Source organism: Pseudomonas sp. FYR_7, assembly GCF_043106155.1.
Taxonomy (GTDB): Bacteria; Pseudomonadota; Gammaproteobacteria; order Pseudomonadales; family Pseudomonadaceae; genus Aquipseudomonas; species Aquipseudomonas parafulva_B.
Window position 1 is genome coordinate 1 of record NZ_JBICMI010000058.1, and the last position, 15,394, is coordinate 15,394.

Below are 15,394 nucleotides of genomic sequence, written 5' to 3' on the forward strand. Positions count from 1 at the left end.
GGCTGTTCCGCGGCCACATTTCAGTTTCTTGGGATTTCAGACAGAGCCTAATCGCACTGGAACTCTCGTATCAGGTCATTCGGACATGGAATGAGAAAAACACCGAAGAACGCAAAGTAACGGATTGGATAGCCCGAAGTATCTGGGGAACAGGGATACACCAGAATGGGATATTCAGTAACGAAGTTCTCTCTCCCTTTACATCCGAAGAAGAAATCATTGGGTTTTATTACTTCTTTATGAAACCTCATATCGAAACGGATACGGCGGTACTGCGCACGATAGGTTCGCTGACTATTCCGGTATGGGGTGCGGTCAATCGGGCAAATCATGGCAGCCAGTTGCCAGCAGATGCCCGTACTGTCACCGTGGCATTTCCCGGCTGGCAGCCGCAAGTTAGCGCCTACACCATCACCCAGCATTATGAATTCAAGTTTACCGGCATACAAAAAACGCTAGATGACCCGGATCTTGTTAAAGTTCGCGATGGTGTCGGTTATATTAGCCACCCTACGGACACATTGGGCGGCAACATTGAAGTTAAATACTGGCCTAATGCCTTTGCCGAACCCAACCAGGTGCTTGAAATGGAGAAGACGTGAGCCAACAACCACAAGAGGCGCCGCTAAGTACAGACGAGTTGGAAACTAGAGTAGCCGCATTATGGCGTGGCGAACTGGAATGGGTGCGCCAGCACCCTAATCCTGATCTGTCCATGTTTGATGCGGAGTTTGAAAAGGAATTAAGCCGGACTGAAATACATGAGCTTCCTGCGCTTGATATTGCCATGTGGCCAAAAGACTTAAATTTCAATATTGATACCAGTGATCCAGGCAAATTCAATGATCGCTTTATCGAGATACCGGCCAAGTGCAGCAGCTCTGCAGTCCTCTTATTAATCAGCATTCATCATGTCGTCCTGATGTTTATTCTGGCATTGGCAGTATTCACTGGTGCATCGCCTGTTGAATTTGCTCCTCTATATTTGTTTGCCCTATTAATTCTGGCACCACTTACGTACTACTCCATAAAATCCAACAAACTATCCGCAGGTAGAATCCGCTATAACCGTCAGGCCCAACTGATCCATATTGATAATGGTCAAGGCCGTATTGCACATATCCCCTGGCGGCATATCAGGCCGGCAGTGGACAACCGCTACGGCCCAATGGGTGCCCTACAGCTCTACGCCCCCCATCCACATGCAGCAATAGAGAGCAATAAGCTGCGCACATCGGGAAACCCTCACCCCTCTTACTTGATGGAGCCCTACACCTGCGGTAGCGGAATTGAGGGGTTATATGACCTGCAGCGGCTTGAGGTCCTGCGCCGCTATATGGAGCATGGCATTAAGGCGGTTCAGCCGCAGCCGGGAACGATCACGCCGCAGCAGAAGGCCACTTATTCCAGGCACAGGCTGTCTCCACTGCTTCGCGTATGGCACTGGCTTTGCTTTATCCCGTTACTCGATAGGTACATGCGCCATGGCGCTGAAAACGCTGAATGGAGCGACGAAGTGCAGAATCTTTGCGGCCCAGCTCCCGATCTGCGCGGGTTGGATACCCGGCCGGTCAAATCCCGCACCGATATCTACTACCGCCCGGCCTACGACCATCCCGTCAGCTTCGGCTACCGCTTGGTGAATCGCCACGGGCACCCGTTACCGCAGCCGGCTCAGTCACTATCAAAAAGGAAATGACTCTAATGGAAATACGGTTCGAGCAGGCAGACGAAAATGCACATGACACGATCTTCAAGTTGCTGCAGGACGAAGGGCATCAAGTTGATAAAATCAGGATGGATCACAACTTCAATGTGATCGAATCGGACGGCAATAGGCTGATAGACCAGCGCGAGTCCGATATTTTTCTTCTCGTCGACAGGGCACTTGGCAAGCCTGAAAAACAGGCTTTCGACTGGCTGAACGAACATTGCCGACTACGCCCCGCCAAGCACAAGGACGTCTGGTTCTATGCACTTTGTGCCTGTGGCGTCTGGACACTGCTCCGCTCACCCTACCTTGTGGAGGATGCTTCATTTATCGAAGCGGCAGTGCTTCTCGGCATGAACTTGCTCTCCACTGCCTTGTTCGTGCTAGCCTATCTCATCGCCCGTACCAAATCCCGGCAGGATACGTCCGGGCAAGCCTTCGGTATCAGGAAGAACAAGCTGTTCTGGGCAGGAACGGTACTTGTGGCCTTGCTGTTCCTGTTCGGATTGGTGGCCCTGATCGACGCTCCCGAACTTGCCGCCGTATCTCTTCTACCGATCATCAGCCTCGGAACCGCCGCCATAGCCTTCCATAAGGCACGCTACTTTCACACACTCGAAGCGTTGCAAGGCCATGAGGTATCAGCATGATCCAGCGATTCTTCTCCCTTGCCCACAAGGCCTTTCCTATCCTTGCCTTGGCGGTGTTGTTCCCGGTACTTACAGCCTGTGAGCCGTCGCCGGATAAGGCGCTGTCACAACAAGCGAAATCTGGCGACCCGGCCGCTCAATATGAATTGGCCCTGGCCTACTCCGACCTGCAGCAATATGAAAAAGCCGTTCATTGGTGGAAGCAGGCCGCCGAGCAAGGTCATGCACCGGCCCAGGTCGACCTCGGCCTGATGCACCAGATCGGCGTGGGAACGCCGCAGAACCTCGTTGAGGCCCAGCGCTGGTACTTGGCTGCCGCAGAACAGGGCAACGCCAGCGGCCTGCATAATCTTGCCTACTTGTACCGACGCGGCAACGGTGTCGAGCGCGACGCCAGCCAGGCCGCCGCTTGGTATCTGCAGGCAGCACAGCAGGGCATTGCCCACTCGATGAGTGCGATCCATGAAGCCCACCTATCACATGGTGGGGCAACAGGTTACCGTGGCATCTCTGGCGAGCAGTTCCACGGCAGTAGGGCTTCGTAGTCGGCCACCGACGATGCATACGGCAGGCGCTCAAGTACGTGGCGCAGCCACGTATAGGGCTCCTGGCCGTTGACCTTGGCGGTCTCGACCAAGCTGTAGATCTGCGCACTGGCCGTGGCGCCCTTGGGTGTGTCACTGAATAACCAGGCCTTACGCCCGATGACAAATGGCTTGATCGCACGCTCTGCCAGGTTGTTGTCGATCGGCAAATGCCCAGCCTCGACATAGCGCTCCAACCGGCTCCAGTTGTTCGCCAGGTAATGCACGGCCTTGCCCAGGACACTTTGCGGTGTAACCTGGGAGTACGTCTTGTCCAGCCAGCTTTTCAACTGGCCGAGGATCGGCAGGCTTCTTTCCTGGCGACCGAGGAACCGCTGTTCGTCGCTGACCTCCTTGAGGTCGCGCTCGATGCCGTACAGCTTGTTGATCATCGCCAGTGCCACATCGGCGCGGCCCGTCTTACCCTTGGGCTGCACTTTCTGCGCCTCGACGAACTTGCGGCGCGCGTGAACCATGCACGCCAGCCGCTCGACGCCAGGTTGCAACGCCAGTGCGTTATAACCGGCGTAATCGTCGGTCATCACATAGCCGCGATACCCTTGCAGCAGGCGCAGTGGTACTTCCTGCGCACGGCTGGTGGTGTAGTCGAACAGCACAACTTGTCGATCAGGCGGGCCACTGGCCTGCACCCACATCCAGGATTGGCTGGTCGGGTCGCGGTCTGGCTCTTTCAAGACCTGTACGCGTGTTTCGTCGCAGTGAATCACCGGACTTTCCAGCAGCCGGTCACGCATCAGGTTCAACAACGGCTGGAAGTGCTCGCTGCACTGGATCACCCAACTCGCCAGCGTTTGCCGTGGAATCTGGATGCCGTGGCGCGACAGCACACGTTCAAACCTGTGCAGCGGCAAGCCATCGACGTACTTAGTCGTCAGCAGCATGGCCAGCACGCTGGGGCTGGCCATGCTTTTTTCGATCAACTGGGCGGGCTTGTCAGCAGTGACTGGAGCGGTCTCGCAACCACGGCAGCCATAGACCTTGCGCACGTGCTTGAGCACACGGATTTGCATCGGCACGATATCGAGCTGCTCGCTGGTTTCCTCGCCGATGACATGCTTGCGGCAACCGCAGGCGCAGGTCAGTTCGTGCTCGGGCAACTCATGGATGACTTCGATACGCGGCAGATCAGCCGAAAGCGGCTTGCGCTTGCCACGGTCTTCCCCAATTTCGCCAAGTTCCTTTTTGCGGTGTTCATACCACAGCAGAAAGACCGCGCCAAAGGTATTCTCAGACGCGAGGCGCGCAGCACGGCGTTTTTGTTTACGATCAGTATGGGGATTAATACCTTTGGCCAACAAAGCGCGAGCTTCATCACGCAGCGCCCGCGCTTCACGCAAACTAACTTCGGGATAGCCACCGAGAGAGATACGTTTCTGCTTGCCCAGCCAGTAATAACGGAGATGCCAGCTTTTACCACCGACAGGAGAAACGACTAGCCCAAGGCCATCGGTATCAGGGAGAGTATAGGTTTTTCCGGTGGCTTTAGCCTGCCGGATAATTAGGTCAGAAAGTGCCATCACATAGCTCCTAAGTTGAAACTTAGGCTCTATGCTCGCCACCGCACCGGCTCTATTCCAGCAACAATACGGAACGGTTATGCACCGTATTGTATGGCCTTAATTTTGGCCTCAAAAAGGCTGGCCGTTGGTGGATTTCGGTAGCCTTCGCTGGAATGAAAAAAGGGGCCAAAGCCCCTTTATTCAAAGACTTACAGACTTCAGTGGACGTCTGTAGATCATAATTTGGAGCGGGAAACGAGACTCGAACTCGCGACCCCGACCTTGGCAAGGTCGTGCTCTACCAACTGAGCTATTCCCGCAATTTGAAGCTTTACCGCTAATCGGCGTGAAGCGCCTTTACAGCCTTCACCACCACTGCACCGTGCGAACGCCACAGTATTCAAACTGGAGCGGGAAACGAGACTCGAACTCGCGACCCCGACCTTGGCAAGGTCGTGCTCTACCAACTGAGCTATTCCCGCAATGGCGTCCCCTAGGGGACTCGAACCCCTGTTACCGCCGTGAAAGGGCGGTGTCCTAGGCCACTAGACGAAGGGGACACACAACACTTTTCAGTGCACCAGCACCTGAACCTCACGATTCAGACTGGATTTTTATTTCCCGCCCCGCCGTTAAGCGTTGCCGGAGAATTTGGAGCGGGAAACGAGACTCGAACTCGCGACCCCGACCTTGGCAAGGTCGTGCTCTACCAACTGAGCTATTCCCGCAATATGGCGTCCCCTAGGGGACTCGAACCCCTGTTACCGCCGTGAAAGGGCGGTGTCCTAGGCCACTAGACGAAGGGGACACGCTGCTGGCATTACTGCCTGCTTTCACTTCCTGCTGCGTTCTGCTGTGTGCTTTACGCTGCAAGTGGCGCGCATTCTATGGAGGGATGGATAAGCCGTCAACCCTTTTGTAGAAATTTATTTAAATCAATGACTTCCCGCCCTGCCGTCCCCACTCGCCCCTGCGTTGTACGAAGCCCGAGCTGAATTTCTGACGTCAGCGCCGCATAAATGTGCCAGCATTCAGCCACTGGGCAAACGGCCGATAATAAACACAGGCTGTCAGGGATTATGCAACCTCGCCCTACACTCAATGATGCAATCCATTTCATGAGGCATTCACGGTGACACCACTTCTGATCACCCTGCTCGTCGTGGCGGGTATCGCACTGCTGATTCTGATTGGCTATCTCAATAACGTGGTCGAGAACGGCAAGCTCGAGCGCGCTCGATTGAAGATCGAACTGGCCGATCGCCTGCGTCGCTGTGGCGAAATCAGTGAAACCTTCCCCGGCCAGTACATGACGCCTGGGCTGAAATTGCTGCTGACCCGGCTGGAACTCAATGTGAACCAGCGCCAGCTTGCCCTGGACAAGCACAATGCCGACATCAAGGCGCGCATCGCTGAAGTAGAAGCGCTGATCGCCAAGGGCGAGCAGATACCGGTCAACAACCCACCCAACCCGATTCTGACCGAAGCCAAGGCCAAGGACGTGCGGTTTCTGCTCGAAGCCTTGCACAACCAGATCACCCGCGCCGCGCAGGAAGGCTTTTTACCTGCTCTGGAAGCCAAGCACTGGCTCAAGGAAATTCGCCACATCCTGGTATTACTGCATATCGAGTTCTTCAACAACCTCGGCCAGCAGGCCTTGCAGAACGAACAGCCCGGCCAGGCTCGCCTGGCCTTCGAACGGGGCGTGCAATACCTGCGCAAGCAGCCCGAACCGAAGGTCTATGAAGAGCAGCTGACGTACCTTGAAAAACTGCTGGCGCGGGTGAACGCCCAAGTGCTGGATCAGCTGGCGCCGACCGAAGACGAAGAAAACGAGCTGACCGAAGGCTTGAAGACCGACGACGAGGAAACCTGGAAGAAGAAGGCGATGTACGACTGAACATCTTGCCCGTACCGGCGGCTCAGGCATGCCGCCGGTACAGGCTCAGCGGCGATCAGCAGTCAGTCAGTTGCAGGAAAATCGCCGCCAGCTGCTCAAGCCCCGCCTGATCGGCTTCACTGAAACGCCCAACCGTAGGGCTGTCCAGATCCAGCACGCCTACCAGCCTGCCCTCCTTGACCAGTGGAATCACCAACTCGCTGTTGGACGCGCTGTCGCAGGCTATGTGCCCGGCAAAGGCATGCACGTCCTCTACCCGCTGGGTTTGTCGAGTGGCTGCCGCCGTGCCACACACGCCTTTGCCGAAAGGAATGCGCACGCAAGCCACCTGGCCCTGGAACGGGCCGAGCACCAGCTGTTCATCGCGATTGATGTAGAACCCCGCCCAGTTCAGGTCCTCGATCTGGTGATAGACGAAGGCCGAGAACTGCGCGGCGTTGGCGGTGAAGTCACGTTCGTCGGCGAACAGCGCTTGCACTTGCGCCGCCAGCAGGGCGTAGCCGTCCAGGCCAGCACCACTGGCATTAAGATCGATCATCGGGTTTGCTCCAGCAATTGCAGCCCGACCCAATAGCGGGCGAACTGATAGGCACATCGGCCATTACGATTACCGCGGCCAGTAGCCCAGCGCACGGCGAGTATGTCCAGGGCTTCGTCACGCTGCCAGCGCAGCCCGGCCGGGCGCGCGAGCTGGCCGATCCAGTGCTCGACCACATCGAGGAAGTGCTCCTGGCTGAAGGGGTAGAAAGACAGCCACAACCCGAAGCGATCGGACAAGGCGATCTTGTCTTCCACGGCTTCGTTGGGATGCAACTCGCCATCGACCATCTGCCAGTTTTCGTTATCGCTCTGTTTTTCCGGCACCAGGTGGCGGCGGTTGGACGTGGCGTACAACAGGACGTTGTCCGGGGCCTGCTCCAGCGAGCCATCGAGTACGCTCTTGAGCACTCGGTAGTCGCCCTCGCCTGCCTCGAACGACAGATCGTCGCAGAACAGGATGAAGCGCTGCGGCAATTTCTGCAGTTGCTCGACCACCCGCGGCAGGTCGGCCAAATGGTCGCGCTCGATTTCGATCAAGCGCAGCCCCGCCTTGGCGTGCTCGGCCAGCAACGCGCGCACCAGCGAAGACTTGCCCGTGCCGCGCGAGCCCCACAGCAACGCGTGGTTGGCCGGCAGGCCATTGATGAACTGATGGGTATTGCGGCCAAGCTGGTCACGCTGCTGGTCGACCCCGATCAGGTCGCTCAGGCGGATATCCAGGCTGACCTCCAGCGGCATCAGGTAGCCACTTCGGCCGTCGCGCTGCCAACGGGCAGCCAGGGTCGTGGACCAGTCGATCTCCGGACGCGGTGCCGGCAGCAGCGGTTCGAGACGGGCCAGCACCGTTTCGGCGCGGTCCAGAAAAGCAATCAAGCGGGCGTCCATGACGACTCCTACACATTCGAATTCGGGTTGGCGGGTGGCCCGTTATCCTTGCACCGCCCCGTACAGTCGCATCGGCACGTAGCACCGTGCCATGGCGTACAAGGCTATTGGGCGATGAAACGGCCAGCCCAGGCGGTCAGCCTGATCAGGGCTGAATATGTGACAGACCCGCCAGCAGCCGCGATCGATCGGCTATGCTTGCGCAGCGCAAGGAATGTGGAACCGGCTCGGGACTCATGGATATCAAGTTCACCAATCGCCTGTCATACAAGCAAGCCCGGTTGACAGTCCTGGTTGGCTTCATCCTGGGAACATTGCTCAGTCTTGTCCAGATCGGCATCGATTATGCCAGCGAAGACGCCTCGATCAACCGTGAAGTGCGTGCGCTGCTGCAAATCAGCCACAACCCGGCCTCGCGCATTGCCTACAACATCGACTCGGAACTGGCACTGGAGTTGACCCGGGGGCTTCTGGAGTCGCCTGCCATCGTGCGTGCACGGTTGATCGACAACAACGAGACGGTGCTGGCCGACGTTGAGCGACCGCGACTCGAAGACCGCTACAGGCCGATCAGCGACTTTCTCTTCGGCGATCATCGCCAACTGCGCGACCCCCTGTTTCTTACCCACATGCCCGACGAGTACCTGGGCACGCTGTACCTGGACGTGGACACCTACCCCTTCGGCCGGCGTTTTCTCGACCGCGCCGGCCTCACCCTGCTCAACGGCTTTGCCCGCAGCCTGGTGCTGACAGGTCTGTTGCTGGCACTGTTCTACATGATGCTGACCAAGCCGTTGGTCACGGTGATCGGTGCGCTGAGCGGCGGCGATGCGCGCAAGCCCATGCAGGGACGACTGCAATGCCCGCCCGGTCATGAGCACGATGAAATCGGTGTGCTGGTGAAGGTGGCCAACCAGCAGTTCGTCAGCATGTCCACCGAGATCGAGCAGCGCCGTACGGCCGAGAATCGGCTCACCCAGTACCTCAACGAGCTGGAGAATATCGTTGCGGCCCGCACCGACGAACTCAAGGCGAGCAACGACAACCTCAGCCTGACCAACCAGGAGCTTGAGCAAGCCCGGCGGCGGGCGCTGGACATGGCCCATGCACGGGCGGCGTTCCTGGCCAACATGAGCCACGAAATCCGCACGCCTCTGAACGGGATGCTCGGCATGATCGCCCTGGCGCTGGACAACCCACTGCCGGGCGAGCAGCGCCAGCAGCTGACTATTGCCCATGATTCCGGCAAAGTTTTGGTCGAATTGCTCAACGATATCCTCGATCTGTCGAAATTCGATGCAGGCCAGCTTGAGCTCGAACACATCCCTTTCGACATGGCGACCTTGGTCGAGGATACCGCCAGCCTGCTGTCGCAGAACGTGGCCCAAGGGGTCGAACTGACCTGCCTGATTGCCCATGACTTCCCGGCAAGCGTGTTGGGCGACCCCACGCGGGTGCGCCAGATCGTCGGCAACCTGTTGTCCAATGCTTTGAAATTCACGCGCTTCGGGCGGGTGGACGTAAGGCTTGAGCCAATGATCGGCGGCGTGCGCCTGGAAGTCCGGGATACCGGCATCGGCATCCCTGAAGATGCGCAAGCGCGTATCTTCCAGCCCTTCACCCAGGCCGGCGCAGGCATCACGCGTCAGTACGGCGGTACCGGCCTGGGCCTGGCCCTGACCCGTAACCTGTGCAAGGCCATGCACGGGCATCTGCATATCCGGTCCCAGCCCGGTTTTGGCAGCCGCTTCACCGCAGAGCTGCCCCTCAACGCCTACGCCAAGGCTGATGCGCCCGAGCCTTTGCACGCCAGCGTGGCTGCACTGACCGCAGCGGGCAGTGGCCTGCATGAGCTGATGCTTGGCCTGCTACCGGCCTTGGGCCTGGCGTATGCACGTCACGACGGCATTGAGACCGTAGCTGGCACAACCGACCTGCTGATCCTTGACGATGTGCAAGCGCTGGCCGAAGTGCGCAGGGTTTCGCAAATACCCATTCTGCTCGTCACTGCCTACGGCAATTTCCTGCCCAGCGAGCAGGCGTTGGCCATGGCTCCTCTGCATCAGCTCGCACGCCCGCTGACCCGGGGGGCGCTGTACCAGACGCTGCATCGGGTATTGCAAGGACACGATGCCGAGCATCCATTGGCAACCCCGCCCACCGCTACAGCCAAAGGCCGGGCACGCATCCTTCTGGTGGAGGACAACCCCGTCAATCAACTGGTGGCCAAGGGCATGCTGGCAAAGCTGGGGTGTCAGGTCGAATTGGCCACGCAAGGTGTCGAAGCCCTGGCGCGGCTCGAGGAGCAGGCCTTCGACCTGGTGCTGATGGACTGCAACATGCCGGTGATGGATGGCTACGAGGCCACCCGTCGAATCCGTGAGCGCGGCCGTTGGCCAGGGCTGCCGGTTGTCGCACTCACCGCCAATGCAATGCCCGAGGAGCGCGAGCGATGCCGGGCGGCCGGCATGGACGATTACCTGGCCAAGCCGTTCCGGCGCGAGGATCTGCTGGCCGTGGTCGATCGCTGGGTGCCGGTCAGCGGCTGAGCAGGCGCTCGATGTCCGCCTCCAATGCCTGCGGCTTGGTGGTCGGCGCATAACGCACCACCTGGCCGCTGACTGGGTCGAGCAGGAACTTGGTGAAATTCCACTTGATCTTCTGGCTACCCAGAATGCCGGGCGCCCGCTGTTTGAGCTCGGCGAACAAGGGATGGGTACCTGGGCCGTTGACCTCCACCTTGCGAAACAGCGCAAAGCTCACGCCGAAATTGCGCTGGCAGAACTGCGCGATATCACGCGCCTCACCCGGCTCCTGCTTGCCGAACTGGTTGCAGGGAAAGCCCAGCACCATCAGCCCCCGATCACGGTACCTCTGCCACAGCTGTTCCAACCCGGCGTATTGCGGCGTGAAACCGCACTGGCTGGCGGTGTTGACCACCAGCACGGCCTTGCCTGGGAAGTCGCCCAGCTTCTTGTGCTCGCCTGTAATGGTGACACAGGGAATATCCAGCAGCGATGCGGCCATGTTCGAGCTCCGGTCAGTCACGGGGGCGCAAGTCGATGCACACCGAGTTGATGCAGTAGCGCAGCCCGGTCGGTGGCGGCCCGTCGGGAAACACGTGGCCCAGGTGAGCATCGCAGCGGGCACAGGTCACCTCGGTACGGATCATGCCGTGGGACGTGTCGCGGATCTCGATCATCGCGCTGTCCTCGATGGGGGCGTAGAAGCTTGGCCAACCACAGCCCGAATCGAACTTGGTCTGGGCATCGAACAGCGCCAGCCCGCAGCAGATGCAGTGATAGATGCCGTCGCGGCGCTCGCTGTTGTACTTGCCGCTGAACGGGCGCTCAGTGCCTTTGAGACGGCACACCTGGTATTGCTCGGGGTCGAGCATCGACCGCCACTGTTCCAGGGTTTTCTCGATCTTTTGCATGGGGCTACCTCGGCAGGCTCAATTTCACCCTGCGCCGTCTTTTCCGGGGCGCGGGTGGCACGTATATTAGTTGGCTTCGTGTGCAAGGCGTTCAGTCTCGCACCCGCTTTGTGCCCTTACAAACCTTTCGGCCGGGCATAGCGCGTTTTCTCAATCGGGATTCCATCATGCAGTTCAGCAAATCGAACAAGCTCGCCAATGTGTGCTACGACATTCGCGGCCCTGTGCTCAAACACGCCAAGCGCCTGGAAGAGGAAGGCCACCGCATCCTCAAGCTGAACATCGGCAACCCGGCGCCGTTCGGTTTCGAGGCGCCCGATGAAATTCTGCAGGACGTGATCCGCAACCTGCCTACCGCGCAGGGCTACAGCGATTCCAAAGGCCTGTTCAGCGCACGCAAGGCGGTGATGCAGTACTGCCAGCAAAAGGGCATCGAAGGCGTCGGCATCGAAGACATCTACCTGGGCAACGGCGTGTCCGAGTTGATCGTCATGTCGATGCAGGCCCTGCTGAACAACGGTGACGAGGTGCTCATCCCCGCCCCCGACTACCCCCTGTGGACGGCAGCCGTAAGCCTGGCCGGTGGTAAACCGGTGCACTACCTGTGCGACGAGCAAGCCGACTGGTTCCCGGACCTTGAGGACATCAAGGCCAAGATCACCCCCAACACCAAGGCACTGGTCATCATCAACCCCAACAACCCAACGGGCGCGGTCTACTCCAAGGAGCTGTTGCGGGGCATGCTGGAACTGGCTCGCCAGCACAACCTGGTGGTGTTCTCAGACGAAATCTACGACAAGATTCTTTATGACGAAGCGGTGCACATCAGCACGGCCTCCCTGGCACCGGACTTGCTGTGCCTGACCTTCAACGGCCTGTCCAAGTCCTACCGCGTGGCAGGCTTTCGCTCCGGCTGGCTGATCATTTCCGGGCCCAAGCACCATGCCCTGAGCTACATCGAAGGCATCGACATGCTGGCCAACATGCGCTTGTGCGCCAACGTACCGGCCCAGCACGCCATTCAGACAGCACTGGGTGGCTACCAGAGCATCAACGACCTGGTGCTGCCGCCGGGGCGCTTGCTGGAGCAGCGCAACCGCACCTATGAACTGCTTAACGACATCCCTGGCGTGAGCTGCGTCAAGCCCATGGGCGCGCTGTATGCGTTCCCGAAGATCGACCCGAAGGTCTGCCCGATCCTCAACGACGAGAAATTTGCCTTGGACCTGCTGCTGTCCGAGAAGCTGCTCATCGTCCAGGGCACTGCGTTCAATTGGCCTTGGCCGGACCATTTCCGTGTGGTGACACTGCCCCGCGTAGATGACCTGGAAGCAGCCATCGGACGAATCGGCAATTTCCTCAGGACCTATTCGCAGTAAGCACACGCGTCGCGGGCGCTCACAGTTGGCTGAAATCGTGGTTGAAGCTGTGAGCGCTGGCGAGCCCGCCATAGGAAAAAGAGCAGCCTTGCGCGCGCCGTAGCATGTTTCTTACATCCTGCAATGCTCTATCCCACAGCCGGCTTCCCCTCCTCTGCCATACTGCGGCTTACACAGTTTGAAATAGTCCGTCGATTGAATCCCGGCGGCAGGCCCCTTATATACCCCGCAGTAAGCGACAATTCATCCGTCAGGAGAACGTAACAACCATGATGCGCATTCTGTTGTTTGTGGCCACCAACCTTGCGGTGGTGCTGGTTGCAAGCATTACCCTGAGCCTGTTCGGTTTCAACGGGTTCATGGCGGCCAACGGGGTCGACCTCGACCTTGGCAGCCTGCTCGTGTTCTGTGCGGTGTTCGGTTTCGCCGGCTCGCTGGTTTCGCTGTTCATCTCCAAGTGGATGGCGAAGATGAGCACCGGCACCCAGATCATCAGCCAGCCGCGTACCCGTCATGAGCAGTGGCTGCTGCAAACGGTCGAGGAGTTGTCCCGCGAGGCTGGCATCAAGATGCCGGAAGTGGGTATTTTCCCGGCCTATGAAGCCAACGCCTTCGCCACCGGCTGGAACCGTAACGATGCGCTGGTAGCGGTCTCTCAGGGCCTGCTGGAGCGTTTCTCGCCCGATGAAGTGCGCGCGGTGCTGGCGCACGAGATCGGCCACGTTGCCAACGGCGACATGGTCACCCTGGCGCTGGTCCAGGGCGTGGTGAACACCTTCGTGATGTTCTTCGCCCGGATCATCGGCAACTTTGTCGACAAGGTCATCTTCAAGAACGAGGAAGGCCAGGGTATCGCCTACTACGTCGCGACCATCGTGGCCGAACTGATTCTGGGCATTCTGGCCAGCATCATCGTCATGTGGTTCTCGCGCCGCCGCGAGTATCGCGCAGACGAAGCCGGCGCTCGCCTGGCTGGCACATCGGCCATGATCGGCGCCCTGCAGCGCCTGCGTGTGGAGCAGGGCCTGCCGGTCCACATGCCCGATACGCTCAAGGCCTTTGGCATCAATGGCGGCCTCAAGCAGGGCCTGGCCGGCCTGCTGATGAGCCACCCGCCGCTGGAAGACCGCATCGACGCCCTGCGCCGCCGCGGTTGATCCGCCCCACCCTGCAAAAGGCGACCTCGGTCGCCTTTTTTGTGAGTGCTCGATAACGCGGCAAGGCTGGGTGACGGTTTCAACGGCTGACCCGATAGACCCTCTCCCACAAGCTCGAGGCTCCCGCCTGCACGAACTTCGGGCTCTGCTCGATCACCTGCACCGCCTCGAGCTCATCCACTTGCCAGCCGGCGAACCCTTGCCGCAACGCGTCGTCGCTCACCGAAAACGGCGGCCCGGCCACCAGCGCCTGGTCATAGTCCAAGGTCACCACCAACCCCTGGCTGCCGGCAGGCAACAGAACCGCTAGCGCTCGGACATACTGCTCCCGCATTGCCGAGGGCAAGGCGATCAAGGCCGCTCGGTCGTAGAGCGCAGTACAGTCACCCACGTCGCTGCGCGACAACGCAAAAAAGTCGCCGCACCACAGCTCTATCGGCCCATGGCGCCAGACTTCGAATGCACCTGTGTGTGAAACCTGTGCCTCAAGCCCCTGTTCACGGAAGAAATCTTCCACTGCCCGACGAGACAACTCGACCCCCATCACGCGGTGCCCCTGCCCGGCCAGCCACCGTACGTCCAAACTCTTGCCACACAAGGGCACCAGTACCTTGCTGTTGGCTGCCAGATGCAAGCCAGGCCAATAGGCCTGCAGGTAGGGGTTAACCTGGGCTTGATGAAAGCCAATCTGATTGTCGGCCCACCGCTGCTGCCAGAATGCAGGTTCCATGTTTGCTCCCGATTATTCGATGGTTCATAGCCATAACTTGATTTGGATTCGATCAAGGCTTGGCCGAAGATGCGTGCATCTTAACCCTCAGGACCCTGCCATGCTGCCCAGCTTGTTCATCTCCCACGGCTCACCCATGTTGGCATTGCAACCCGGCGCTAGCGGGCCTGCACTGGCGCGCTTGGCCCAACAGCTGCCTACGCCACGTGCGATTGTCGTGGTATCGGCCCACTGGGAAAGCCGCGATCTGGCGGTAACGAGCGGCGCAAGGCCGGACACCTGGCATGACTTTGCTGGCTTTCCTGCAGCGCTGTACGCCGTGCAGTACCCAGCACCGGGCGATCCGGACCTGGCGCGACGTATCTGTGAGCGTTTGCAGGCGGCCGGGCTACCCGCTCACCCAGACGCCGAGCGGCCATTCGATCATGGCGCCTGGGTACCGTTATCGCTGATGTATCCGCAGGCACAGATCCCGCTGGTGCAGGTGTCCTTGCCCAGCCATTTGGGCCCCACGGTGCAGGTACGCATTGGCCAGGCCCTGGCCGGGCTGCGCGAAGAGGATGTCCTGCTGATTGGCTCTGGCAGCATCACGCATAATCTTGGAGAACTGGACTGGCAGGCTGGGCCAGACAAGATGGCACCGTGGGCGCTGGCCTTCAGGAACTGGGTGGTTGAGAAATTGCAGATCGACGACTCCCAGGCCCTGCTCGACTACAGGGCGCAGGCGCCGTTTGCCGTGCGCAGCCATCCCAGCGATGAGCATCTGCTGCCGCTGTTCTTCGCCCTAGGCGCGGGCGGGGCTTTTGGTGTGGTGCACCAAGGCTTTGCCTTGGGTGCACTGGGGATGGATATCTACCGATTCGATTAGGCAGCGCCTGATTGCTTGCAAAAAAAATCCCCGA

14 protein-coding genes, 5 tRNA genes and 2 pseudogenes are annotated in these 15,394 nt (G+C 59.3%); 9 read left to right on the forward strand and 12 right to left on the reverse strand.

The features are described 5' to 3' along the window. The 4 genes from ACF8R3_RS14870 to ACF8R3_RS14885 all read left to right on the forward strand — a co-directional run. Positions 1 to 602, forward strand: a 602-nt coding sequence (locus ACF8R3_RS14870; protein WP_392515816.1) for a hypothetical protein, incomplete at its 5' end; no start/stop codon positions are given. Continuing rightward, positions 599 to 1,699: a hypothetical protein gene (locus ACF8R3_RS14875; RefSeq protein ID WP_196186725.1), complete on the forward strand. Its 1,101-nt coding sequence runs from the start codon at positions 599 to 601 to the stop codon at positions 1,697 to 1,699. The genes ACF8R3_RS14870 and ACF8R3_RS14875, both read left to right, overlap by 4 nt. Positions 1,700 to 1,704: 5 nt before the next feature. After that, on the forward strand, positions 1,705 to 2,361 hold the full coding sequence (locus tag ACF8R3_RS14880) for a hypothetical protein (protein ID WP_196186726.1): 657 nt from the start codon (positions 1,705 to 1,707) through the stop codon (positions 2,359 to 2,361). Then, positions 2,358 to 2,906, forward strand: a complete 549-nt coding sequence (locus ACF8R3_RS14885; protein ID WP_196186727.1) for a tetratricopeptide repeat protein — start codon at positions 2,358 to 2,360, stop codon at positions 2,904 to 2,906. The genes ACF8R3_RS14880 and ACF8R3_RS14885 overlap by 4 nt, the downstream gene beginning before the upstream one ends. Here the strand turns inward: ACF8R3_RS14885 and tnpC are convergent. The 7 genes and pseudogenes from tnpC to ACF8R3_RS14920 form a co-directional block, all read right to left on the reverse strand. Beyond that, positions 2,858 to 4,120, reverse strand: a pseudogene (gene tnpC, locus ACF8R3_RS14890) (IS66 family transposase); the annotation flags it as partial. The gene ACF8R3_RS14885 and the pseudogene tnpC overlap by 49 nt on opposite strands. Positions 4,121 to 4,279: 159 nt before the next feature. Then, a pseudogene (locus tag ACF8R3_RS14895) lies at positions 4,280 to 4,483 on the reverse strand (Arm DNA-binding domain-containing protein); the annotation flags it as partial. Between the two features lie 226 nt (positions 4,484 to 4,709). Beyond that, positions 4,710 to 4,785, reverse strand: a tRNA-Gly gene (locus ACF8R3_RS14900). A gap of 86 nt (positions 4,786 to 4,871) precedes the next feature. Continuing rightward, positions 4,872 to 4,947: transfer RNA gene (locus tag ACF8R3_RS14905), tRNA-Gly, on the reverse strand. 2 nt (positions 4,948 to 4,949) lie between these two features. After that, positions 4,950 to 5,025 (reverse strand) — tRNA-Glu (locus ACF8R3_RS14910). Between the two features lie 92 nt (positions 5,026 to 5,117). Further along, positions 5,118 to 5,193 (reverse strand) — tRNA-Gly (locus tag ACF8R3_RS14915). Between the two features lie 4 nt (positions 5,194 to 5,197). Further along, positions 5,198 to 5,273: transfer RNA gene (locus ACF8R3_RS14920), tRNA-Glu, on the reverse strand. Positions 5,274 to 5,597: 324 nt separating this feature from the next. On the opposite strand from ACF8R3_RS14920, the gene ACF8R3_RS14925 reads away from it, so the two are divergent. Further along, positions 5,598 to 6,365, forward strand: coding sequence for a hypothetical protein (locus tag ACF8R3_RS14925; protein ID WP_023535381.1), 768 nt, complete (start codon positions 5,598 to 5,600; stop codon positions 6,363 to 6,365). A 55-nt stretch (positions 6,366 to 6,420) separates the two neighbouring features. On the opposite strand, the gene ACF8R3_RS14930 is transcribed toward ACF8R3_RS14925, so the two are convergent. Then, positions 6,421 to 6,903, reverse strand: a complete 483-nt coding sequence (locus tag ACF8R3_RS14930; protein WP_058639818.1) for a GAF domain-containing protein — start codon at positions 6,901 to 6,903, stop codon at positions 6,421 to 6,423. After that, a complete protein-coding gene (locus ACF8R3_RS14935) occupies positions 6,900 to 7,790 on the reverse strand; it encodes an ATP-binding protein (RefSeq protein ID WP_392515817.1) in 891 nt (296 codons plus the stop codon). The genes ACF8R3_RS14930 and ACF8R3_RS14935 overlap by 4 nt, the downstream gene beginning before the upstream one ends. A 194-nt stretch (positions 7,791 to 7,984) precedes the next feature. Here ACF8R3_RS14935 and ACF8R3_RS14940 point away from each other — a divergent pair, with 194 nt between their 5' ends. Beyond that, entirely contained in the window at positions 7,985 to 10,339 is a 2,355-nt protein-coding gene (locus ACF8R3_RS14940; RefSeq protein WP_392515818.1) for a response regulator, read from the forward strand. Here ACF8R3_RS14940 and ACF8R3_RS14945 read toward each other — a convergent pair. Next, positions 10,329 to 10,817, reverse strand: coding sequence for a glutathione peroxidase (locus ACF8R3_RS14945; protein ID WP_058605777.1), 489 nt, complete (start codon positions 10,815 to 10,817; stop codon positions 10,329 to 10,331). The two genes, ACF8R3_RS14940 and ACF8R3_RS14945, sit on opposite strands and share 11 nt — an antisense overlap. A 13-nt stretch (positions 10,818 to 10,830) precedes the next feature. Continuing rightward, the gene (gene msrB, locus ACF8R3_RS14950; protein WP_025338187.1) at positions 10,831 to 11,226 is read right to left on the reverse strand and encodes a peptide-methionine (R)-S-oxide reductase MsrB; all 396 of its coding nucleotides are present in this window, start codon (positions 11,224 to 11,226) and stop codon (positions 10,831 to 10,833) included. A gap of 167 nt (positions 11,227 to 11,393) precedes the next feature. Here msrB and ACF8R3_RS14955 point away from each other — a divergent pair, with 167 nt between their 5' ends. Together ACF8R3_RS14955 and htpX are read left to right on the forward strand one after the other, a co-directional pair. Next, on the forward strand, positions 11,394 to 12,605 hold the full coding sequence (locus ACF8R3_RS14955) for a pyridoxal phosphate-dependent aminotransferase (protein WP_058639821.1): 1,212 nt from the start codon (positions 11,394 to 11,396) through the stop codon (positions 12,603 to 12,605). A gap of 269 nt (positions 12,606 to 12,874) precedes the next feature. Continuing rightward, the gene (htpX, locus tag ACF8R3_RS14960) at positions 12,875 to 13,762 is read left to right on the forward strand and encodes a protease HtpX (protein ID WP_023535364.1); all 888 of its coding nucleotides are present in this window, start codon (positions 12,875 to 12,877) and stop codon (positions 13,760 to 13,762) included. Positions 13,763 to 13,841: 79 nt separating this feature from the next. Here the strand turns inward: htpX and ACF8R3_RS14965 are convergent, their stop codons facing one another. Beyond that, positions 13,842 to 14,492, reverse strand: a complete 651-nt coding sequence (locus tag ACF8R3_RS14965) for a thiopurine S-methyltransferase (RefSeq protein WP_078478194.1) — start codon at positions 14,490 to 14,492, stop codon at positions 13,842 to 13,844. A gap of 100 nt (positions 14,493 to 14,592) precedes the next feature. Here ACF8R3_RS14965 and ACF8R3_RS14970 point away from each other — a divergent pair, with 100 nt between their 5' ends. Further along, the gene (locus ACF8R3_RS14970; protein ID WP_392515819.1) at positions 14,593 to 15,360 is read left to right on the forward strand and encodes a DODA-type extradiol aromatic ring-opening family dioxygenase; all 768 of its coding nucleotides are present in this window, start codon (positions 14,593 to 14,595) and stop codon (positions 15,358 to 15,360) included. Positions 15,361 to 15,394 lie beyond the last annotated feature (34 nt).